Source organism: Streptomyces purpurascens, from assembly GCF_045040895.1.
GTDB classification, from domain to species: Bacteria; Actinomycetota; Actinomycetes; order Streptomycetales; family Streptomycetaceae; genus Streptomyces; species Streptomyces purpurascens.
Genome location: NZ_CP108341.1, coordinates 1,687,993 through 1,709,843 on the forward strand (window position 1 = coordinate 1,687,993; position 21,851 = coordinate 1,709,843).

Genomic DNA, 21,851 nt, shown 5'->3' on the forward strand with positions numbered 1-21,851 from the left:
CCTCAGGGTTGCTAGTCGCGGGCCGCGGTCAGATGTTCCGCGTGTTCCTGGAGCGACCGGACGCTCACGTCGCCGCGGTTGAGGGCGTCGATGCCCTGGACCGCCGCCGCGAGCGCCTGGACCGTCGTCAGGCAGGGCACGGACCGTGCCACGGCCGCCGTACGGATGTCGTAGCCGTCGAGGCGGCCGCCCGTGCCGTACGGGGTGTTGACGATGAGGTCGACCTCGCCGTCGTGGATGAGCTGGACGATGGTCTTCTCGCCGTTCGGGCCGGTGCCCTCGGACTGCTTGCGCACGACGGTGGCGTTGATGCCGTTGCGCTTGAGCACCTCGGCCGTGCCGGACGTGGCCATCAGCTCGAAGCCGTGGGCGACCAGCTCGCGCGCCGGGAAGATCATCGAACGCTTGTCGCGGTTGGCGACCGAGATGAAGGCGCGGCCCTTGGTGGGCAGCGGGCCGTAGGCGCCCGCCTGCGACTTGGCGTACGCCGTGCCGAAGACGGAGTCGATGCCCATGACCTCGCCCGTGGAGCGCATCTCCGGGCCGAGGACCGTGTCGACGCCGCGGCCGTGGATGTCGCGGAAGCGCGACCACGGCATGACGGCCTCCTTGACGGAGATCGGCGCGTCGAGCGGGAGCTCGCCGCCGTCGCCGGTGGCCGGGAGCAGGCCCTCGGCGCGCAACTCCGCGATCGTGGCGCCCAGCGAGATCCGGGCGGCGGCCTTGGCGAGCGGCACCGCCGTCGCCTTCGAGGTGAAGGGGACGGTCCGGGAGGCGCGCGGGTTGGCCTCCAGGACATAGAGGATGTCGCCCGCCAGCGCGAACTGGATGTTGATCAGGCCGCGCACCCCGACGCCGCGCGCGATGCCCTCCGTGGAGGCCCGCAGGCGCTTGATGTCGAAGCCGCCGAGCGTGATGGGCGGCAGGGCGCACGCCGAGTCGCCGGAGTGGATGCCGGCCTCCTCGATGTGCTCCATGACACCGCCGAGGTAGAGCTCCTGGCCGTCGTAGAGCGCGTCGACGTCGATCTCGATCGCGTCGTCGAGGAACCGGTCGACCAGGACCGGCCGGGACGGGCTGATCTCCGTCGACTCGGAGATGTACGCCTCCAGGCGCGTCTCGTCGTAGACGATCTCCATGCCGCGCCCGCCGAGGACGTACGACGGACGCACCAGGACCGGGTAGCCGATCTCGTCGGCGATGGCCTTGGCCTCGGCGAAGGTGGTGGCGGTGCCGTGCTTGGGGGCCGGGAGGCCGGCCTCCTGGAGGACCCGTCCGAAGGCGCCCCGGTCCTCGGCGGCGTGGATGGCCTCCGGGGAGGTGCCCACGATCGGCACGCCGTTGTCCTTGAGGGCCTGCGACAGGCCCAGCGGGGTCTGGCCGCCGAGCTGGACGACGACGCCCGCGACGGGTCCGGCCTGCTGCTCGGCATGGACGATCTCCAGCACGTCCTCGAGCGTCAGCGGCTCGAAGTACAGACGGTCGGAGGTGTCGTAGTCCGTGGAGACGGTCTCCGGGTTGCAGTTGACCATCACGGTCTCGTAGCCCGCGTCGCTCAGGGCGAAGGAGGCGTGGACGCAGGAGTAGTCGAACTCGATGCCCTGGCCGATGCGGTTCGGGCCGGAGCCCAGGATGATGACGGCCGGCTTCTCGCGCGCGGCGACCTCGGTCTCCTCGTCGTAGGAGGAGTAGAAGTACGGCGTCTTCGCGGCGAACTCGGCGGCGCAGGTGTCGACCGTCTTGTAGACCGGGCGGATGCCCAGCGCGTGCCGGACCTCGCGGACGACGTCCTCACGCAGGCCTCGGATCTCGCCGATCTGCGTGTCGGAGAAACCGTGCCGCTTGGCCTCGGCGAGCAGGCCGGCGGTCAGCTCGGGCGCCCCGGCCAGCTCGTCCGCGATCTCCTTGATCAGGAAGAGCTGGTCGACGAACCACGGGTCGATCTTCGTGTACTCGAAGACCTCCTCGGGGGTGGCGCCCGCGCGGATGGCCTGCATGACGGTGTTGATGCGGCCGTCGGTGGGGCGGACGGACTCGCGGAGCAGCTCGTCCTTGTCGCCGGGCTCGCCGACGAAGGTGAACTGGCTGCCCTTCTTCTCCAGCGAGCGCAGGGCCTTCTGGAAGGCCTCGGTGAAGTTGCGGCCGATGGCCATGGCCTCGCCGACCGACTTCATGGTGGTGGTGAGGGTGGCGTCCGCGCTCGGGAACTTCTCGAAGGCGAAGCGCGGGGCCTTCACGACCACGTAGTCGAGCGTCGGCTCGAAGGAGGCCGGGGTCTCCTGCGTGATGTCGTTCGGGATCTCGTCGAGCGTGTAGCCGACGGCGAGCTTGGCCGCGATCTTGGCGATCGGGAAGCCGGTCGCCTTGGAGGCGAGCGCCGAGGAACGCGACACGCGCGGGTTCATCTCGATGACGATCACGCGACCGTCCTCGGGGTTCACCGCGAACTGGATGTTGCAGCCGCCGGTGTCGACGCCGACCTCGCGGATGACGGCGATGCCGATGTCACGCAGGGTCTGGTACTCGCGGTCGGTGAGGGTCATCGCCGGGGCGACCGTGATCGAGTCGCCGGTGTGCACGCCCATGGGGTCGAAGTTCTCGATGGAGCAGACGACCACGACGTTGTCGTGCTTGTCGCGCATCAGCTCCAGCTCGTACTCCTTCCAGCCGAGGATGGACTCCTCCAGGAGCACCTCGGTGGTCGGCGAGAGCGTGAGGCCCTGCCCGGCGATGCGGCGCAGCTCCTCCTCGTCGTGGGCGAAGCCGGAGCCGGCGCCGCCCATGGTGAAGGACGGGCGGACGACGACCGGGTAGCCGCCGAGCGTCTCGACGCCGGCGAGGACGTCCTCCATCGAGTGGCAGATCACCGAGCGGGCGGACTCGCCGTGCCCGATCTTCGCGCGGACGGCCTCGACGACTTCCTTGAAGAGGTCGCGGTCCTCGCCCTTGTTGATCGCCTCGACGTTGGCGCCGATGAGCTCGACGCCGTACTTGTCGAGCGTGCCCGCCTCGTGCAGCGAGATGGCCGTGTTGAGGGCCGTCTGGCCGCCCAGGGTGGGCAGCAGGGCGTCCGGGCGCTCCTTGGCGATGATCTTCTCGACGAACTCGGGGGTGATCGGCTCGACGTACGTGGCGTCGGCGATCTCCGGGTCGGTCATGATCGTCGCCGGGTTGGAGTTCACCAGGACGACCCTCAGGCCCTCGGCGCGCAGGATGCGGCACGCCTGGGTGCCGGAGTAGTCGAACTCGGCGGCCTGGCCGATGACGATCGGGCCGGAGCCGATGACCAGGACGGACTGGATATCGGTGCGCTTAGGCACGCTGGCCCTCCATCAGGGATACGAAGCGGTCGAACAGGTAGGCGGCGTCGTGCGGGCCGGCTGCCGCTTCGGGGTGGTACTGGACGCTGAAGGCGGGGCGGTCGAGAAGCCGCAGCCCCTCCACCACGTTGTCGTTCAGGCAGACGTGCGACACCTCGGCGCGGCCGAACGGGGTCTCGGAGACCTGGTCGAGCGGTGCGTCGACGGCGAAGCCGTGGTTGTGCGCGGTGACCTCGACCTTGCCGGTCGTACGGTCCTGCACCGGCTGGTTGATGCCGCGGTGGCCGTACTTCAGCTTGAAGGTGCCGAAGCCGAGCGCGCGGCCCAGGATCTGGTTGCCGAAGCAGATGCCGAAGAGCGGGGTGCCGCGCTCCAGGACGCCCCGCATGACGGAGACGGGGTGGTCGGCGGTGGCCGGGTCGCCCGGGCCGTTGGAGAAGAACACGCCGTCCGGGTTGACCGCGTAGACGTCCTCGACGGTCGCGGTGGCCGGGAGCACGTGCACCTCTATGCCGCGCTCGGCCATGCGGTGCGGGGTCATGCCCTTGATGCCGAGGTCGACGGCGGCGACGGTGAACTTCTTCTCGCCGATCGCCGGGACGACGTACGGCTCGGTGGTGGCGACCTCGGCGGAGAGGTTCGCGCCCTTCATCTGGGGGGCTTCCTGGACGCGGGCCAGCAGCGCGCCGTCCTCCCGCACCGCCTCCCCGCTGAAGATGCCGACGCGCATGGCGCCCCGCTCGCGCAGGTGACGCGTGAGGGCGCGGGTGTCGATGCCGGAGATGCCGACGACGCCCTGCGCCGCGAGCTCCTCGTCGAGCGAGCGCCGGGAGCGCCAGTTGGACGGCACGCGCGCGGGGTCGCGCACGACGTATCCGGAGACCCAGATCCTCTTCGACTCGGGGTCCTCGTCGTTGACCCCGGTGTTGCCGACGTGCGGGGCGGTCATCACCACGACCTGGCGGTGGTACGAGGGGTCGGTGAGGGTTTCCTGGTAGCCGGTCATGCCGGTGGAGAACACCGCTTCGCCGAAGGTCTCCCCCACGGCCCCGTAGGCACGGCCGCGGAAGATCCGGCCGTCCTCCAGGACGAGTACGGCGGGAGTCCTGGCAGCTCCCCTTGTGGAGGTGGTCATCGTTCGACGCCTTCCCTGGTGTTCGTTTCGATCATGGAGTTGAGGGTCTCGACCCACTCGTTGTGCTCGGCCGCGTGGTCGGAGCGGAACCCGGAGTCGATCAGCCGGTCGCCGTGCGCCCAGGTGACGATCAGCAGGCCGCCCTCGGTGAGGACCTTGCCGGCGATGCCCTTGTCGAGCCGCGCCTCACGCAGCTGCGCGGCCGGGACGAAGAAGTCGCTCGCCCCGGGGCGTACGACGTCGAGGCCGGCGTCCGTGAGGGTGAGCTCGGCGCGGCTGCGGGTGCCCAGGCCCTGGGCCACGATGCGGTCGAGCCACTGACCGGCCGTGGTGGAGCCGTGGTAGCGGCCGCTCATGGCCAGCTTCTCGGGGCCCGGGTCGTCCGGGGCGACGGGCAGCTCGGGCAGGTCGCCCTGGAGGGTGCCGCGCCACTTCCAGCCCTCGCGCATCAGCCAGTAGACGAGCGCGACGAAGAGTGCGAGGCCCACGACCCAGCCGATGCGGGCGGCCCAGTCGGTCACTTGCGCCGATTCCTTCTCGGCGGCCAGCAGGAATACAGGTGTCACGTGAGCTTCCCGTCGACGAGCGTGGCCTTGCCCCGCAGCCACGTGTGCGTCACACGGCCCGGCAGCTCGCGCCCCTCGTAGGGGGTGTTGCGGCTGCGCGAGGCGAAGCCCGCGGGTTCCACGAGCCCACGGTATGCCGTGTCGACCAGGGTGAGGTTGGCGGGCTCACCTGCCGAGACGGGACGTCCGTGGCCCATGGCCTGTCCGATCTGCGCGGGCTTGACGGACATCCGGTCGGCGACGCCGGACCAGTCCAGCAGACCCGTGTCGACCATGGTCTCCTGCACCACTGACAACGCGGTCTCCAGGCCGACCATGCCCATGGCGGCCGCGGCCCACTCGCAGTCCTTGTCCTCGTGCGGGTGCGGGGCGTGGTCGGTGGCGACGATGTCGATCGTGCCGTCGGCGAGCGCCTCGCGCAGGGCCATCACGTCCCGCTCGGTGCGCAGCGGCGGGTTGACCTTGTAGACCGGGTTGTACGAGCGGACCAGCTCGTCGGTGAGGAGCAGGTGGTGCGGGGTGACCTCGGCGGTGACGGCGATGCCGCGGGACTTGGCCCAGCGGACGATCTCGACGGAGCCGGCGGTCGACAGGTGACAGATGTGGACGCGGGAGCCGACGTGGTCGGCGAGCAGGACATCCCGGGCGATGATCGATTCTTCGGCCACCGCGGGCCAGCCCCCGAGGCCCAGCTCGGCGGAGACGACGCCCTCGTTCATCTCGGCGCCCTCGGTCAGCCGCGGCTCCTGCGCGTGCTGTGCGACGACACCGCCGAAGGCCTTCACGTACTCCAGGGCGCGGCGCATGATCACGGCGTCGTGGACGCACTTGCCGTCGTCGGAGAAGACGGTGACGCCGGCGGCCGACTCGTGCATGGCGCCCAGCTCGGCGAGCTTCCTGCCCTCCAGGCCGACGGTGACGGCGCCGATGGGCTGGACGTCGCAGTAGCCGTGCTCCTTGCCGAGCCGCCAGACCTGCTCGACGACACCGGCGGTGTCGGCGACCGGGAAGGTGTTGGCCATGGCGAACACGGTGGTGTAGCCGCCGCTGGCCGCCGCCCGCGTGCCGGTCAGGACGGTCTCGGAGTCCTCACGGCCGGGCTCGCGCAGATGGGTGTGCAGATCGACCAGGCCCGGCAGCAGCACCTTGCCGTCGGCCTCGACGATCTCGGCACCTTCGGCGGACAGGCCGCTGCCACTCCAGTCGATTTCGCCCTGCCGGGCGGTGGCGGCGATCGTCCCGCCGTCGATCAGCACGTCCTGCGGCTCGCCGCCCAGCACCTTCGCACCACGGATCAGGATCTTGCTCATCGGTCTTGCTTCTCCTCGGTACGGGACTGGGTGACGGCGGGTTCGTTGCCGCCGAGCAGCAGGTACAGGACGGCCATCCGGATGGACACTCCGTTTGCCACCTGCTCGACGACGGTGCAGCGGTCGGAGTCGGCGACCTCGGCGGTGATCTCCATGCCGCGGACCATCGGGCCGGGGTGCATCACGACGGCGTGCTCGGGCATCCGCGCCATGCGGTCGCCGTCGAGGCCGTAGCGCCGGGAGTACTCGCGCTCGGTCGGGAAGAAGGCGGCGTTCATGCGCTCGCGCTGGACGCGCAGCATCATCACCGCGTCGGACTTGGGCAGTGTGCTGTCGAGGTCGTACGACACCTCGCAGGGCCAGGTCTCGATGCCGACGGGCACCAGCGTCGGCGGGGCGACGAGGGTGACCTCGGCGCCCAGGGTGTGCAGCAGGTCGACGTTGGAGCGGGCGACCCGGCTGTGCAGGATGTCGCCGACGATCGTGATGCGCCTGCCGGCGAGGTCCTGGCCGAGCCCGGCGTCCGGGCCGACCAGACGGCGGCGCATGGTGAAGGCGTCCAGAAGGGCCTGGGTGGGGTGCTGGTGGGTGCCGTCGCCGGCGTTGACGACGGCCGCGTCGATCCAGCCGGAGTTCGCCAGCCGGTACGGGGCTCCGGAGGCGCCGTGCCGGATGACCACGGCGTCGACGCCCATGGCCTCCAGGGTCTGGGCGGTGTCCTTCAGGGACTCGCCCTTGGAGACGCTGGAGCCCTTGGCGGAGAAGTTGATGACGTCCGCGGACAGCCGCTTCTCGGCGGCCTCGAAGGAGATCCGGGTCCGGGTGGAGTCCTCGAAGAAGAGGTTGACGATCGTGCGGCCGCGCAGGGTCGGCAGCTTCTTGATCGGCCGGTCGGCGACCCGGGCCATCTCCTCGGCGGTGTCGAGGATCAGGACGGCGTCGTCGCGGGTGAGGTCGGCGGCCGAGATGAGATGACGCTGCATCTGTCAGGCTCCGTAAGGCAGTTCAGGAGAATTCGGGCAGACGGGCGCGCCCGAGGGCGCACTGGGCCGGCGTACGACAGCGGCGTACGCCTGAGGCGCTACTGGGAGGTCTGCTTGGCACCGAGCAGCACGGTGTCGCGACCGTCCTCCTCGGCGAGCTGGACCTTGACCGTCTCCCGCAACGACGTGGGGAGGTTCTTGCCGACGTAGTCGGCGCGGATGGGCAGTTCGCGGTGACCGCGGTCGACGAGGACGGCGAGCTGCACCGCGCGCGGGCGCCCGATGTCGTTCAGCGCGTCGAGGGCGGCCCGGATGGTGCGGCCGGAGAAGAGCACGTCGTCGACGAGGACGACCAGCTTGCCGTCGATGCCGTCACCGGGGATCTCGGTGCGGGCCAGCGCACGCGGTGGGTGCATGCGCAGGTCGTCGCGGTACATGGTGATGTCGAGCGAGCCGCACGGAACCTTGCGCTCGGTGATCTGCTCGAGCTTGTCGGCGAGCCGCCGGGCGAGGAAGACGCCCCGGGTCGGAATGCCGAGGAGCACCACGTCGTCGGCGCCCTTGGCGCGCTCGACGATCTCATGGGCGATGCGGGTCAGCACCCGCGCGATGTCGGGCCCTTCGAGAACGGGCCGGGCATCGGACTGCGTGTCGTGCGTGTCCATACGAAACGGACCTCCTTCTCCGCCTCACGGGACGGACCTTAAAGGACGTCTAGATTGCGCCATACACGGTAGCAGGTCCCCGCGATCACCCCGACAGCCCCCTCGGATCACCCGTTCGGCCTAACCGAGTGCTGATACCACGGAAGAGTCGGTGCGGACCATTCGGCTTGACGCGGCAGAGTAACGCTGCGTAACCTCACAGTGAGTTACCAGCCGCGCGGTCCGGCAACACAGCTGACCGCGTCGACACAGTGCCGGGGAGCTATATGTCCAGCGAATACGCCAAACAGCTCGGGGCCAAGCTCCGGGCGATCCGCACCCAGCAGGGCCTTTCCCTCCACGGTGTCGAGGAGAAGTCCCAGGGACGCTGGAAGGCGGTCGTGGTCGGTTCGTACGAGCGCGGCGACCGCGCCGTGACCGTACAGCGCCTCGCCGAGCTGGCGGACTTCTACGGCGTCCCCGTGCAGGAGCTGCTTCCGGGCACCACCCCGGGCGGCGCCGCCGAGCCGCCGCCGAAGCTGGTCCTGGACCTGGAGCGGCTGGCCACGGTGCCGGCCGAGAAGGCGGGCCCCCTGCAGCGCTACGCGGCCACGATCCAGTCGCAGCGCGGTGACTACAACGGCAAGGTGCTCTCGATCCGCCAGGACGACCTGCGCACACTCGCCGTCATCTACGACCAGTCGCCTTCGGTCCTCACCGAGCAGCTGATCAGCTGGGGTGTCCTGGACGCGGACGCGCGCCGCGCGGTCGCCTCCCACGAGGATGCCTGAGCCCTCAGGGGCCAGCGCAGAAACGTGCCGCCGGGGTGGCCGGAACCATATGGTTCCGGCCACCCCGGCGCCGTTCTGGGGGCCTGACGGCCCCCGGCCGTACGGGAACGCCGGAGGGCCCGCAGCAGTCGCGCTGCGGGCCCTCCGGCGTTCTGTCTCTCTCAGTCCTCGTCGCGGCGGAGCGAGGGCTTGAGGTCCTTGAGCCGACCGAGCAGCCCGTTCACGAACGAGGGCGACTCGTCCGTGGAGAACTCCTTGGCCAGCTGCACCATCTCGTCCAGGACGACGGCGTCCGGGGTCTCGTCGACCCAGATCAGCTCATAGGCGCCGAGCCGCAGGATGTTGCGGTCGACGACCGGCATCCGGTCGAGCGTCCAGCCGACCGAGTACTGGGCGATCAGCTCGTCGATGCGCTTCGCGCGCTGCGCGTAGCCCTCGACCAGCTCCATCGTGTACTCGCTCACCGGCGGCTGCCGGGTGTCGGCCCGGGAGAGCCGGACCCAGTCGGCGAGGACCGTCAGGACCTCGGCGCCGCGCTGGTCGCCCTCGAAGAGGATCTGGAAGGCGCGCTTGCGGGCCGTGTTGCGGGCAGCCACGGTTAGCTGTTCACCCGGCCGAGGTAGTCGCTGGAGCGGGTGTCGACCTTGATCTTCTCACCGGTGGTGATGAAGAGGGGCACCTGGATCTGGTGACCGGTCTCCAGCGTGGCGGGCTTGGTGCCACCGGTGGAACGGTCGCCCTGGACGCCCGGCTCGGTCTCCTGGATGACGAGCTCGACGGCGGCCGGCAGCTCGACGAAGAGCACCTCGCCCTCGTGCTGCGCGACGGTGGCGGTGAAGCCCTCGATCAGGAAGTTGGCGGCGTCGCCCACCGACTTGCGGTCGACGTGCAGCTGGTCGTAGGTCTCCATGTCCATGAAGACGAAGTACTCGCCGTCCATGTAGGAGAACTGCATGTCCCGCTTGTCGACGGTGGCCGTTTCGACCTTGACGCCGGCGTTGAAGGTCTTGTCGACGACCTTGCCGGAGAGCACGTTCTTGAGCTTGGTGCGCACGAAGGCCGGGCCCTTGCCGGGCTTGACGTGCTGGAACTCGACGACGGACCAGAGCTGGCCGCCTTCGAGCTTGAGCACCATGCCGTTCTTGAGGTCGTTCGTGGAAGCCACGGTTGCGGAATCTCCTGGACTGACGTACGACCCTGGGGCACGCACCTGCCTGGCTACAGGGCGAGCAGCTCCTTGGTCGTGATGGTGAGTAGCTCGGGTCCGCCGTCCGCCTCGGGGCGGACGACGAGCGTGTCATCGATCCGGACACCGCCCCGGCCCGGGAGGTGGACCCCCGGTTCGACGGTGACCGGCACGCAAGCGTCCAGTTTACCCATGGCCGCGGGACTCAATTGAGGGTCCTCGTCGATTTCGAGCCCGACCCCGTGTCCGGTCAGGGCCGTGAGGCCCTCCGTGTACCCCGCGGAGTCCAGCACCTGGCGAGCGGCCCGGTCGACGTCCCGGCAGGCGGCGCCGGGTACCAGGCTCTCACGTCCGGCGCGCTGGGCGGCGAAGACCAGGTCGTACAGCTCGATCTGCCAGTCCGCGGGAGCCGTCCCGATGACGAACGTACGGCCGATCTCACAGCGGTAGCCGCGATACGTCGCGCCGAGGCAGACCGAGAGGAAGTCGCCCTCCTCCACACGGCGGTCGGTGGGGCGGTGGCCGGGGCGGCCGGCGTTGGGCCCGGTGGCGACGGAGGTCGGGAAGGCCGGTCCGTCGGCCCCGTGGTCGACGAGGCGTCTTTCGAGCTCCAGGGCGAGATGGCGCTCGGTCCGGCCGACGAGGATGGACTCCAGCAGTTCGCCCAGGGCCTGGTCGGCGATCTCGGCGCCGATGCGGAGGCAGGAGATCTCCTCCTCGTCCTTGACCACCCTGAGCTGCTCGACGGCGCAGCCGAGGCCCGCCAGGCGCAGCCGGGGGGCGACCGAGCCGAGGGCGCGGTGCCGGGCCACGGTGAGGTGGTGCTCCTCCACGGCGAGGGAGTCGGCACCCTGGCCCGCGGCGAGGCCGGCGGCCGCGACGGCCGGGTCGCCACCACCGGTTCCGGGCAGGCTCTGGACGCGCAGGGCCTCGTCGGGGCGCTCCTGCGCGGAGCGGCCTTCGATCGGGCCGGCACACACCAGGAGGTCCTCGGTCTTGCCCAGCAGCAGAACGGCGCCGCGCGGGGCGGGGCCCGCGAGATAGCGCACGTTGGCGGGGCGGGAGACCAGCGCCGCCGCGCTGCCGCCCGCGTTGCAGTATTCCTTCAGACGCGTCCGGCGGGCCGCGTACACCTCTGACATGACCCGAGCGTATGAGCTTCGCCGGTTCGGCGCCGGTTGAGGGCGTCTGAGTGGGCGGTGCCTGGTGTGTCCGGGTGGGCTGGGGTGCTGTTCGGGCGAGGGGGTGCCGTACGGGGTTGTGTGCCGTCCGCGGGTGTGTGGGGGCTTGTCGCGCAGTTCCCCGCGCCCCTAGGGGGCGAGGCCCTCAGGGGCCTGGGCTACCACTGGGGTGGGCTGGCGATGGAGCGGGACAGGACGTCGTTCAGGACCTGGGCCGTTTGCGGGATGTCGAGCTGGGAGTTGTCGATGATCGGGAGGCCCGAGCCGTACCAGCCGGCCATGCGGCCGTGGATGCGGGCGACCTCGTCGTCGCTGAGGCGGCGGTTGCCGGAGCGTTCGGCGTTGCGTTCCAGAACGATCTCCAGGCCCGGCAGGAGGACGACCGGCAGCAGGCCCGGCCCGACGTGCCGCTTCCAGCCGCCGAGGCCGACGACGGGCCGGTCGGGGAAGACGGCGTCGTCGAGGATGCAGGAGATGCCGTTGGCCAGGAAGTTCCGCGCGGCGAAGCCGCAGGTGCGGCGGGCGAGGCGGTACTGCGCCTCCGAGTTGTCGTTCCACCCGGACTGGGGGTCGGCGAAGCCCGAGCGGACCCATTCGCGCACGTCGTCGAGGCTGATGTGGGCCGTGGGGATCCGACGGTGGTCCGCCCAGTACTTGGCGACGCTGGTCTTCCCGGCACCCGCGGGGCCGATGAGCAGCACCGCGAGCGTCGTGCCCGCCAGGTCGGGGCCCGCCGCGGCGGGCGGCGCGCTGGGCATGGCGACCGGACCGCCCGGCGGCAGCGGCACATGACCGGTGGTGTCCGGCGCGGCGGGGGCGGAGGCCTGATGCGGCGGTGAGGCCGGCCCGGGCGGTGGCGCGGGGTACCCCGGTGCCGGGGGCGGCGGGGGCACGGGGACTGGGCCCTGGTGCGCGCCCGGGTGGTGCGAACCCGGGTGGTGTGCGGCCGGCGACCAGCCGGCGGCCGGTCCCTGCCCCGGCTGGTGGGGCGGCGGCAGCGGAGAACCCACTGCGTGCTGCATCCGGTGCCACTCCGTCTCGTACAGGCGATGGGCGCTGACTGCGGGGGCGGAACCCGCTGCTACCGAACGGTACCGCCCCCGGCGATCGTTGTGTGAACGGCCGGGGGCGGCCCGAAGTGCCCGGCGCCGTAAGGCTGTTTCGGGCGGAAAGAGCGAGGGGGGACTTACTGCCCCACTTCGCCGTACGCGGCGAGCAGCACGGCCGGGTCGGGTCCCTCCAGGACCGTGGGCTTGGCCAGACCGTCGAGGACGATGAAGCGCAGCAGGTCGCCGCGGGACTTCTTGTCGACCTTCATGGTCTCCAGCAGCTTGGGCCACTGGTCGTGGCGGTAGTACAGCGGCAGGCCGACCGCTTCGAGGACGGTGCGGTGGCGGTCGGCCGTCGCGTCGTCCAACCGGCCTGCCAGGCGGCCGAGTTCGGCGGCGAAGTGCATCCCCACGGACACGGCGGCGCCGTGGCGCCACTTGTAGCGCTCGTTCTTCTCGATGGCGTGGCCGAGCGTGTGGCCGTAGTTGAGGATCTCGCGCAGGCCCGACTCCTTCAGGTCGGACGACACCACGTCGGCCTTCACCCGGATGGAGCGCTCGATGAGCTCGGCGGTGTGCGGGCCGGCCGGGGTGCGGGCGGCCTCGGGGTCGGACTCGATCAGGTCGAGGATCACCGGGTCGGCGATGAAGCCGGCCTTGATGACCTCCGCGAGTCCGGAGACGTAGTCGTTGACCGGCAGGGAGTCCAGCGCGGCCAGGTCGCAGAGCACACCGGCGGGCGGGTGGAAGGCACCCACCAGGTTCTTGCCCTCGGCGGTGTTGATGCCGGTCTTGCCGCCGACGGCCGCGTCGACCATGGCCAGCACGGTGGTCGGGATCGCGATCCAGCGCACCCCGCGGAGCCAGGTGGCGGCCACGAACCCGGCCAGGTCCGTGGTCGCGCCGCCGCCGACACCGACGATGACGTCCGTGCGCGTGAACCCGGACTGGCCCAGCGCCTTCCAGCAGTAGGCGGCGACCTCGGCGGTCTTTGCCTCCTCCGCGTTGGGCACCTGGATGGCGACGACCTCGTAGCCCTGCTCGGCCAGGTCGGCGCGCAACGCGTCACTGGTCTCGGCCAGAGCCTCGGGGTGGACGATCGCGACCCGCTTGGCCCTGCCGCCGATCAATCCGGCCAGTTCGCCCAGGAGTTGCCGGCCCACCAGGACCTCGTAGGGCTCGGTGCCCGCCGTGCCGCCGATCTGGATCCGCGTCACTGCCTCGCTCATGCTTCCTTCAACTCCAGTGCGTCCAGGGCGGCTTGGGTGACCTCTTCGGGCGTACGGCCATCGGTGGCGACGACGGCCGTGGCGACCTCCTCGTACAGGTTCCGACGGGCCTCCATCAGCTCGCGCCACTGCTTGCGCGGGTTGATGGCGAGCAGCGGCCGGGCCGCGTTGAGGCCGGTGCGCTTGACCGCCTCCTCGACGTCCATCGACAGGTACACCACCCGCTGCCCGGCGAGCAGCTCGCGCGTGTCATGGTCGAGGACGGCGCCGCCGCCCAGGGCCAGCACGCCGTCGTGCCCGGCCAGCGCCTCGCGCACGGCCTGCTTCTCGATGGCGCGGAAGGCGGCCTCGCCCTCCTCCACGAAGATCTCGGCGATCGTCCGGCCCTGCGCGGCGACGATGTCGTCGTCGGTGTCCCGGTATCCGGCCCCGAGCCGCTCGGCCAGCAGCTGCCCGACGGTGGACTTGCCCACGCCCATGGGGCCGACCAGCACGATCAGCGGGGTCACCGGATGGCCAGGTTGTCGAGGTACGACCGTACGTTGCGGCCGGTCTCGGCCACGCTGTCGCCGCCGAACTTCTCGGCCACCGCGTCCGCGAGGACGAGGGCGACCATCGCCTCGGCGACGATGCCGGCCGCCGGCACCGCGCACACGTCGGAGCGCTGGTGGTGGGCGGCCGTCGCCTCACCGGTGACGACGTCCACCGTCTTGAGCGCCCGCGGCACGGTCGCGATGGGCTTCATCGCCGCCCGCACCCGCAGCAGCTCACCGGTGGTCAGCCCGCCCTCGGTGCCGCCGGAGCGGCCGGAGGTGCGCCGGATGCCCTCGTCGGTGGTCACGATCTCGTCGTGGGCCTTGGAGCCGGGCACCCGCGCCAGGTCGAAGCCGTCGCCGACCTCCACGCCCTTGATCGCCTGGATGCCCATGAGGGCGGCGGCCAGCCGGGCGTCGAGACGCCGGTCCCAGTGCACGTGCGAACCGAGGCCGACCGGCACGTCGTAGGCCAGCACCTCGACCACACCGCCGAGGGTGTCGCCGTCCTTGTGGGCCTGGTCGATCTCGGCGACCATCGCCTTCGACGCGTCGGCGTCCAGGCAGCGCACCGGGTCCGCGTCCAGCTTCTCCACGTCCGCCGGCGTCGGGTACACGCCGTACGGCGCCTTCGCGGCCGCCAGTTCCACCACGTGGGAGACGATCTCGATGCCGGCCGTCTCCTTCAGGTACGACCGGGCCACCGCGCCGAGGGCCACACGGGCCGCGGTCTCACGCGCCGAGGCGCGCTCCAGGATCGGCCGGGCCTCGTCGAAGCCGTACTTCTGCATACCGGCGAGGTCGGCGTGGCCGGGCCGCGGGCGGGTCAGCGGGGCGTTGCGGGCGAGCCCGTCGAGGATCTCGGGGTCGACCGGGTCGGCCGCCATGACCTGTTCCCACTTCGGCCACTCGGTGTTGCCCACCATGATCGCGACCGGGGAGCCGAGGGTGAGGCCGTGCCGGACGCCGCCGAGGAAGGTGATCTCGTCGCGTTCGAACTTCATCCGGGCGCCGCGCCCATAGCCCAGGCGGCGCCTCGCGAGATGGTCCGCCACCATGTCCGTGGTGATCGGCACGCCGGCGGGCAGACCCTCCAGCGTCGCGACGAGTGCGGGACCGTGGGACTCCCCAGCGGTCAGCCAGCGCAACCTGCTCAACGGTGCTCCTCAGTGCTCGCGCCCGTACTGCCCTGCGTACGCGCGTCATCTCGTACGGCGACGGCCAGACCGGGTGCGCGGCCCCGGTCCGCCACCTACGATCCTCCCACGTCCGGAGCGCGGACCCGGCCGCCGGTCCATCAGGCGGACGAGGCAGGGCCATCGGTCTGCCGCTGCGGCGCGTACGCGCCGAGGAAGTCCGCGCCGCTCGGCTGCTGCGCGGGCTGCGCCTGCTGCGGTGCGTAGGCGCCGAGATGGTCGGCTCCACTGCCCTGCTGCGGTGCCTGCTGCGGCGCGTACTCCCCCAGGTGGTCCGCTCCGCGCCCCTGCCCGTACCGGGCCGCCGCGTGGACGGGCTGCCCGCCCCGCACGGCCCGCCGGTGGGCGATCTTGCGCTTGATCTTGACCGCCCAGGACGCGAGGACCGCGAGCACGATCAGGGCGAGCACCGTGATCTGCACCCAGTCGGGCAGGAATCCCAGCAGGGACTCGAATATCTGCGACTTCACGGACGCCTGAGGCATGCCGGTGGACATGGTTCGTCATCCCCTCCCCTGTTCCGCCCCCTGCGGAACCGAGAGCGGATCTTATCGGGCAGCGAGAGCGCGTTCGCCTGCTTTTCGCATGGCGTCCAAGGGGGCCGGGGCCTGCCCCGTCATCTGCTCGACCTGCAGCACGGCCTGGTGCACCAGCAGGTCGAGGCCGCTGACGACCGCGCCGCCGTACGCCGACCAGCGGGCGGCGAGGGTCGTCGGCCAGGGGTCGTAGAGGACGTCGAAGAGGGCCGCCGGCCGCTCCGGCACGGACCGGGCGAGGGCGTCGGTGACACCGGCCGGCGTGGTGCTGATCACCAGCGGGGCGCGCAGGGCCTGCTCGGCGTCCGCCCAGTCGGCGATGCGCACCGAGACCTCCAGCCGCTCGGCCCACTGCCGCATCTCGGCGGCCCGGGCCTCGCTGCGGACGTACACGGCGATCTCGCCGGGGCAGATCCGCGACAGCGCGGCCAGCGCGGACGAGGCGGTGGCACCCGCGCCGAGGACCGCGGCGGCCTCGACCTTGTCGATGCCGTGCTCGCGCAAAGCCGCGACCATGCCGGGGATGTCGGTGTTGTCGCCGGTCCGGCGGCCGTCCCGGGTGCAGACCACCGTGTTGACCGCGTCGACCGAGGCCGCGGTCTCGCTGATCCCGTCGAGCAGCGGGATCACGGCCCGCTTCAGCGGCATGGTCAGCGAGAGCCCCGCCCACTCGGCACCGAGCGTCTCCAAGAACCCGGGCAGGGCGGCCTCGTCGACCTCGAACCTGTCGTACGTCCAGCCGCTCAGCCCCAACTCCCGGTAGGCCGTGCGGTGCAGGACCGGGGAGAGCGAGTGGGCGATCGGGGAGCCGAGTACGGCGGCCCGGCGTGGTGCGGCCATCAGGGATTTCCTCAGTTGTTCCGCGAGGCGTTGAACTTGTCGACCAGCTTCTGGTGCTCGGCGTTGGTCTTGGTGAACTCACTGGTCTTGCCGTCCAGCGAGATGAAGTAGTACCAGCCGTTGTCCGTCGGGTTGAGGGCGCCCTTGATCGCGTCCTCGCCGGGATTGTCGATCGGCCCGGGCGTCAGCCCCTTGTGGAAGTACGTGTTGTACGGGTTGTCGTACGTCCGCAGCTCGCTCAGGCTCAGGTCGATCTTGCTCTGGTTCTTGATGTAGTTGTACGTGGAGTCGAACTCAAGCAAGCCGTTGGTCTGCGGGTTTCCGGGCTTCATCCGGTTGTAGACGACCTCGGCCATCTTGCGGAAGTCGGCGTGGCTCGTGCCCTCGGCCTGAACCATGCTCGCGACCGTGATCAGCTGCCAGGGGTCTTCGAGTCCGAGGCTCGTGGCCTTCTTCTCCACCCCGAGCTTCTCGTAGGTCTCGGTGGCCCGTGTCACCATCTGCTTCAGCACGCCTTCGGGCTTCTGCCCCTTGGCGATGCCGTAGCTGGAGGGGTAGAGGAACCCTTCCAGCGGGTCCTTGACGTTCGGGTGGTTCAGCGCCCAGGCGGGCAGGCCGAGCTTCTTGTAGTCCTTCTTGGCGATCGCGGCGGTGGTGCCCTCCTTGACCTCCAGCCGCTTGTCGATGAGCCGGTAGATGTCGGCGTTGCGCTTGCCCTCGGCGATGATCAGGTTGTCGCGGCTCTCCGGACTGAGCATCAGTTCGACCGCACTGTCGGCCGACATTTGCTTCTGCAGCGTGTACACGCCGTCCTGGATGCCCTTGCCGCCGGGATTGTTCCCCTGAGCCGCGACGAACGCGTCGACACTCTTGACGACGCCGGCGTCCTTCAGCACCTGCCCGATCTTGTAGCCGAGCGCTCCCTGGGGAATCTCGACGGTGACCTGCTGCCCGTTGCCGTCACCCGCGAAGTCCGGGGCGTCGCCGAAACGATCCTGGTAGAACTGGTAGCCGAACCAGCCGGCGCCCGCCAGGCCTCCGCCGAGGACGAGAGCGACCAGTAGGCAGGCCATTCCGTTGCGGCGCTTCTTGGGTTTGCCGCCGCGACCCCGCTGGTCATCGCGTCGGCGGCGGTCCCCCGGCTCGTCACCGTCGTCATCGTCGTCGCCGCCCGCGAAGAAGGCGTGTTCGCCCTGGTCGGGGCCGGGGTCCCAGTCGGTCTCCGGCTCCGGCTCGGCCCGCCGCCGGCCGGGCGGCTCCGGTGGCGGATAGGCGTCGGGCGTGCCGTAGTAGTCCTGCTGACCCCCGCCGTACGTGCCGGCCTGCTGGCCGTACGGATCGCCGGGGTCGCCGGGGTACGAGACCTGCTGCTGGTGGGCGCCGGTGTTCCAGCCGCCGTTGTCGTACTGCTGCTGGTGGTACCCCGGGTCCTGCGGGTGCCCGTGGCCCCCCTGTCCGGGGTACTGCTGATGGCCGTGAGCTTGTGCCGCGTACTGCTGCTGGTCGTACGGGTACTGCTGCTGCGCCTGACCGTATCCGGCCTGCTCGCCGGTGCCCCAGTCGCCGTACTGCGACTGCTGCGGTTGCTCTGGGTAGTGCTGTGGCTGGCCGCCGTAGGGGGACTGCTGACCCGGCTGGGCCTGCTGTCCTCCCCATCCGCCGTCCCCGTACAACGGGTCCTCCGGATGCCACGGTTCGGAGCCTTGGCCCCGGCCATACTCAGTCATCGATCCCCTAGAGCCGCGAGCCGGCGGTCGCTCGGCTTCTGGCCGGGCTCCCGTCCGCCTCTCTCTGGTGCGTCAGCTGTTCGAACACCGGCGCATCGCGCGGAACGTTACCGTATCGCGATCAGATGACCACTTCGACGCCTTCGCCGGGTGCTTTACCTGACACCCGTTCGGATTCAAGCGCCTGCTGGAGGATGACCACCGCAGCTGCCTGGTCGATCACGGAACGGCCCTTCTTGGTCTTCACGCCGGAGGCACGCAGTCCCTGACTGGCCGTCACCGTGGTCATGCGTTCGTCAATGAGTCTGACCGGAACCGGGGCGATCATGCGGGCCAGTTCCTGGACGAAGGCACGGACCTTGACCGCGGCCGGGCCCTCGCCCCCCTTGAGGGAGCGGGGGAGTCCGACGACGACCTCGAGCGGCTCGTACTCCTCGACGAGTTGCTTCAACCGCCGCTGAGCCGCGGGGATGTCACGCCCCGGGACCGTCTCCACCGGGGTGGCGAGGATCCCGTCGGGGTCGCACGAGGCGACCCCGATGCGGGCGTCCCCGACGTCGATCGCGAGCCGACGTCCTCTGCGCATCTTTCCTGCCCGTTTCTTACTTGGCCGTCTCGGTGACGAGGCGCTCGACGGCGTCGACGGCGTCACCGACGGCAGCCGGGTTCTGGCCGCCGCCCTGGGCGACGTCCGGCTTGCCGCCACCGCCGCCGCCGAGGGTCTTGGCGGCCGTACGGACCAGGTCGCCGGCCTTGAGGCCGCGCTCGCGGGCGGCCTCGTTGGTGGCGATGACCGTGAGCGGCTTACCGTTCGCCACCGTGAACAGGGCCACCACGGCGGCCCGTCCGCCCTGGATGCGTCCGCGCACGTCGAGCACGAGCTTGCGCAGGTCGTCGGCGGTCGTGCCGTCCGGGACCTGACCGGTCACGACAGCAACGCCACGGATGTCCTTGGCGGACTCGGCGAGACCGGCGGCGGCCTGGAGGACCTTCTCGGCGCGGAACTTCTCGATCTCCTTCTCGGCGTCCTTCAGCTTGCCGAGCATGGCGGAGACCTTCTCCGGGAGCTCCTCCGGACGGCCCTTGATCAGCTCCTGGAGCTGGGCGACGACCGTGTGCTCACGGGCGAGGAAGTTGTAGGCGTCGACACCGACCAGGGCCTCGATACGGCGGACACCCGAGCCGATGGAGGATTCGCCGAGCAGCTTCACCAGGCCCAGCTGGGCGGTGTTGTGCACATGCGTGCCACCGCACAGCTCCTTGGAGAAGTCGCCGATGGTCACGACGCGCACGCGCTCGCCGTACTTCTCACCGAACTCGGCGATGGCGCCGGCCTTCTTGGCATCGTCGATGCCCATGACCTCGGCCCGCACGTCCAGATCGCGGGAGAGCACCTCGTTGATCCGCTGCTCGACGTCGGTCATCACGGCCGTGGGAACGGCGGACGGCGAGCCGAAGTCGAAGCGGAAGCGGCCGGGCTGGTTCTCGGAACCGGCCTGGGCGGCCGTCGGGCCGAGGGCGTCGCGCAGCGCCTGGTGGGTGAGGTGGGTGGCCGAGTGGGCACGGGCGATGGCCGTGCGGCGACGGGAGTCGATCGAGGCATGGGCCGTCGCGCCTACGGTGACCTCGCCGACCTGGACGACGCCCTTGTGGACGTACACGCCCGGGACCGGCTTCTGGCAGTCGCGGATCTCGATGACGGCACCCGTGTCGACCTTGATCCGGCCGGTGTCGCCGATCTGGCCGCCGCCCTCGGCGTAGAACGGGGTGCGGTCGAGGACGATCTCGACCTCGTCGCCCTCGGTGGCGGCCGGGGAGGAGGTGCCGTCGACGAGGATGCCGACGATCCTCGACTCGCCCTCGGTGGCGGTGTAGCCGATGAAGTCGGTGGCACCGGCCTGGTCGGCGATCTCGCGGTAGGCGCCGGTGCCGGCGTGGCCGGTCTTCTTGGCCTGGGCGTCGGCCTTGGCGCGCTCCCGCTGCTCCTTCATCAGGCGGCGGAAGCCGTCCTCGTCCACGGAGAGGCCCTGCTCGGCGGCCATCTCCAGGGTGAGGTCGATCGGGAAGCCCCAGGTGTCGTGGAGCAGGAAGGCCTTGTCGCCGGGCAGGATCGTGCCGCCGGAGGCCTTGGTGTCGGTGACGGCCGTGTCGAGGATGTTGGTGCCGGCCTTCAGCGTCTTGAGGAAGGCGTTCTCCTCGGCGAGGGCGACCTTCTCGATGCGCTCGCGGTCGGTGATGAGCTCGGGGTACTGCTGGCCCATCATGCCGATCACGGTGTCGATCAGGTCCTTGACGACCGGACCGGTGGCGCCGAGCAGTCGCATGTTGCGGATGGCGCGGCGCATGATGCGGCGCAGCACATAGCCGCGGCCCTCGTTGCCCGGGGTGACACCGTCGCCGATGAGCATCACGGAGGTGCGCATGTGGTCGGTGACCACGCGCAGGGACACGTCCGAGTCGTGGGCGTCGCCGTAGCGGACGCCGGTCAGCTCGGTGGCCTTCTCGATGACGGCCATCGAGGTGTCGATCTCGTACATGTTCTGCACGCCCTGCAGAATCATGGCGAGGCGCTCGAGGCCGAGGCCGGTGTCGATGTTCTTGCTCGGCAGCTCGCCGAGGATCTCGAAGTTGTCCTTGCCGATGCCCTCGCCACGCTCGTACTGCATGAAGACGAGGTTCCAGATCTCCACGTACCGCTCGTCGTTGACGGCGGGGCCGCCCTCGACGCCGAACTCGGGGCCGCGGTCGTAGTTGATCTCGGAGCAGGGACCGCACGGGCCGGGGACGCCCATGGACCAGTAGTTGTCCTTCATGCCGAGGCGCTGGATGCGCTCCTTCGGCACGCCGACGACGTCGTGCCAGATGCGCTCGGCCTCGTCGTCGTCCTTGTAGACGGTGATCCACAGGCGCTCGGGGTCGAGGCCGTAACCGCCCTTGTCCTGGGGGCCGGTGAGCAGCTCCCAGGCGTACTTGATGGCGCCTTCCTTGAAGTAGTCGCCGAAGGAGAAGTTGCCGCACATCTGGAAGAACGTGCCGTGCCGGGTGGTCTTGCCGACCTCTTCGATGTCCGGCGTGCGGACGCACTTCTGCACGCTGGTGGCGCGGGCGTACGGCGGCTTGACCTCGCCCAGGAAGTAGGGCTTGAAGGGCACCATGCCGGCCGGGACGAGGAGCAGAGTCGGGTCGTCCGCGATGAGCGACGCCGAAGGGACGACGGTGTGACCGCGCTCCTCGAAGAAGCTCAACCAGCGGCGGCGAATCTCAGCCGACTCCATCAGTGGTCCTCATTCCGGTTGTACGAATACGTCGTCCTGTCGCTGTCGACGGACTTCGGGGTGCTGCGGTTCTCGATGGCGGTGTACCGCCGGGGTGCGGGGAGTTCGGGGTCGCTGTTGATGCCAAGGACCTCCCCCAGCTCTTCCTCCCGCTGGGCCATGTTGTCCCGGACGTCGAGCGCGAAGTCGACCGCGCGGTCCTTGAGCCGGTGGCCGGCCTCGATCGCCTTGGTGCCCGCGGTTCTGGCGAGGCTCTCGGGCGTCAGCTGCTTCAGCTTGCGGTTGACCTTGGTGGTGGCCCACACGCCGGCGGCGACGCCCGTGGTGAACCAGAAGGTACGGCGGAACAT

The 21,851-nt window shown here is 70.4% G+C and carries 20 protein-coding genes; 1 reads left to right on the forward strand and 19 read right to left on the reverse strand.

The window, feature by feature from the left end:
* Nucleotides 1–11: 11 nt before the first annotated feature.
* The 6 genes from carB to pyrR form a co-directional block, all read right to left on the reverse strand.
* Nucleotides 12–3,320 (reverse strand): carbamoyl-phosphate synthase large subunit, encoded by a 3,309-nt coding sequence (gene carB / locus OHU35_RS07650; protein ID WP_405505067.1) that lies wholly within the window; start codon nt 3,318–3,320, stop codon nt 12–14.
* A complete protein-coding gene (gene carA, locus OHU35_RS07655; protein ID WP_189726430.1) occupies nt 3,313–4,455 on the reverse strand; it encodes a glutamine-hydrolyzing carbamoyl-phosphate synthase small subunit in 1,143 nt (380 codons plus the stop codon). The genes carB and carA overlap by 8 nt, the downstream gene beginning before the upstream one ends.
* On the reverse strand, nt 4,452–5,021 hold the full coding sequence (locus OHU35_RS07660; RefSeq protein WP_189726431.1) for a hypothetical protein: 570 nt from the start codon (nt 5,019–5,021) through the stop codon (nt 4,452–4,454). The genes carA and OHU35_RS07660 overlap by 4 nt, the downstream gene beginning before the upstream one ends.
* Nucleotides 5,018–6,331: a dihydroorotase gene (locus OHU35_RS07665; RefSeq protein ID WP_405505068.1), complete on the reverse strand. Its 1,314-nt coding sequence runs from the start codon at nt 6,329–6,331 to the stop codon at nt 5,018–5,020. The genes OHU35_RS07660 and OHU35_RS07665 overlap by 4 nt, the downstream gene beginning before the upstream one ends.
* Entirely contained in the window at nt 6,328–7,314 is a 987-nt protein-coding gene (locus OHU35_RS07670) for an aspartate carbamoyltransferase catalytic subunit (protein ID WP_189726433.1), read from the reverse strand. The genes OHU35_RS07665 and OHU35_RS07670 overlap by 4 nt, the downstream gene beginning before the upstream one ends.
* Nucleotides 7,315–7,412: 98 nt before the next feature.
* A complete protein-coding gene (gene pyrR, locus OHU35_RS07675) occupies nt 7,413–7,979 on the reverse strand; it encodes a bifunctional pyr operon transcriptional regulator/uracil phosphoribosyltransferase PyrR (protein ID WP_184597184.1) in 567 nt (188 codons plus the stop codon).
* Between the two features lie 266 nt (nt 7,980–8,245).
* Here pyrR and bldD point away from each other — a divergent pair, with 266 nt between their 5' ends.
* Nucleotides 8,246–8,749 (forward strand): transcriptional regulator BldD, encoded by a 504-nt coding sequence (gene bldD / locus OHU35_RS07680; protein WP_006131213.1) that lies wholly within the window; start codon nt 8,246–8,248, stop codon nt 8,747–8,749.
* A 161-nt stretch (nt 8,750–8,910) separates the two neighbouring features.
* Here the strand turns inward: bldD and nusB are convergent, their stop codons facing one another.
* The 13 genes from nusB to OHU35_RS07745 all read right to left on the reverse strand — a co-directional run bounded on the left by nusB (nt 8,911) and on the right by OHU35_RS07745 (nt 21,851).
* Nucleotides 8,911–9,345, reverse strand: a complete 435-nt coding sequence (gene nusB / locus OHU35_RS07685; RefSeq protein WP_184597187.1) for a transcription antitermination factor NusB — start codon at nt 9,343–9,345, stop codon at nt 8,911–8,913.
* A 2-nt stretch (nt 9,346–9,347) separates the two neighbouring features.
* The gene (gene efp, locus OHU35_RS07690; protein WP_189726434.1) at nt 9,348–9,914 is read right to left on the reverse strand and encodes an elongation factor P; all 567 of its coding nucleotides are present in this window, start codon (nt 9,912–9,914) and stop codon (nt 9,348–9,350) included.
* Between the two features lie 53 nt (nt 9,915–9,967).
* A complete protein-coding gene (locus tag OHU35_RS07695) occupies nt 9,968–11,077 on the reverse strand; it encodes an aminopeptidase P family protein (RefSeq protein ID WP_359896496.1) in 1,110 nt (369 codons plus the stop codon).
* Nucleotides 11,078–11,274: 197 nt separating this feature from the next.
* Nucleotides 11,275–12,138: a Pro-rich N-terminal domain-containing protein gene (locus OHU35_RS07700; RefSeq protein WP_359896495.1), complete on the reverse strand. Its 864-nt coding sequence runs from the start codon at nt 12,136–12,138 to the stop codon at nt 11,275–11,277.
* A 164-nt stretch (nt 12,139–12,302) separates the two neighbouring features.
* Nucleotides 12,303–13,394, reverse strand: coding sequence for a 3-dehydroquinate synthase (gene aroB, locus OHU35_RS07705; RefSeq protein ID WP_189726437.1), 1,092 nt, complete (start codon nt 13,392–13,394; stop codon nt 12,303–12,305).
* Nucleotides 13,391–13,873: a shikimate kinase gene (locus OHU35_RS07710; protein WP_405509186.1), complete on the reverse strand. Its 483-nt coding sequence runs from the start codon at nt 13,871–13,873 to the stop codon at nt 13,391–13,393. The genes aroB and OHU35_RS07710 overlap by 4 nt, the downstream gene beginning before the upstream one ends.
* Nucleotides 13,874–13,899: 26 nt before the next feature.
* The gene (aroC, locus tag OHU35_RS07715) at nt 13,900–15,084 is read right to left on the reverse strand and encodes a chorismate synthase (RefSeq protein ID WP_189726439.1); all 1,185 of its coding nucleotides are present in this window, start codon (nt 15,082–15,084) and stop codon (nt 13,900–13,902) included.
* A gap of 140 nt (nt 15,085–15,224) precedes the next feature.
* Complete coding sequence (locus OHU35_RS07720) at nt 15,225–15,620, reverse strand: hypothetical protein (RefSeq protein WP_405505069.1); 396 nt, start codon at nt 15,618–15,620, stop codon at nt 15,225–15,227.
* A 51-nt stretch (nt 15,621–15,671) separates the two neighbouring features.
* Nucleotides 15,672–16,499: a shikimate dehydrogenase gene (locus OHU35_RS07725; protein WP_405505070.1), complete on the reverse strand. Its 828-nt coding sequence runs from the start codon at nt 16,497–16,499 to the stop codon at nt 15,672–15,674.
* Nucleotides 16,500–16,510: 11 nt separating this feature from the next.
* On the reverse strand, nt 16,511–18,226 hold the full coding sequence (mltG, locus tag OHU35_RS07730; RefSeq protein WP_189726442.1) for an endolytic transglycosylase MltG: 1,716 nt from the start codon (nt 18,224–18,226) through the stop codon (nt 16,511–16,513).
* A 121-nt stretch (nt 18,227–18,347) separates the two neighbouring features.
* The gene (gene ruvX, locus OHU35_RS07735) at nt 18,348–18,812 is read right to left on the reverse strand and encodes a Holliday junction resolvase RuvX (RefSeq protein WP_184597201.1); all 465 of its coding nucleotides are present in this window, start codon (nt 18,810–18,812) and stop codon (nt 18,348–18,350) included.
* Between the two features lie 16 nt (nt 18,813–18,828).
* On the reverse strand, nt 18,829–21,501 hold the full coding sequence (alaS, locus tag OHU35_RS07740; protein WP_189726443.1) for an alanine--tRNA ligase: 2,673 nt from the start codon (nt 21,499–21,501) through the stop codon (nt 18,829–18,831).
* Nucleotides 21,501–21,851, reverse strand: a complete 351-nt coding sequence (locus OHU35_RS07745) for a hypothetical protein (RefSeq protein WP_189726444.1) — start codon at nt 21,849–21,851, stop codon at nt 21,501–21,503. Before OHU35_RS07745 ends, alaS begins: the two co-directional genes overlap by 1 nt.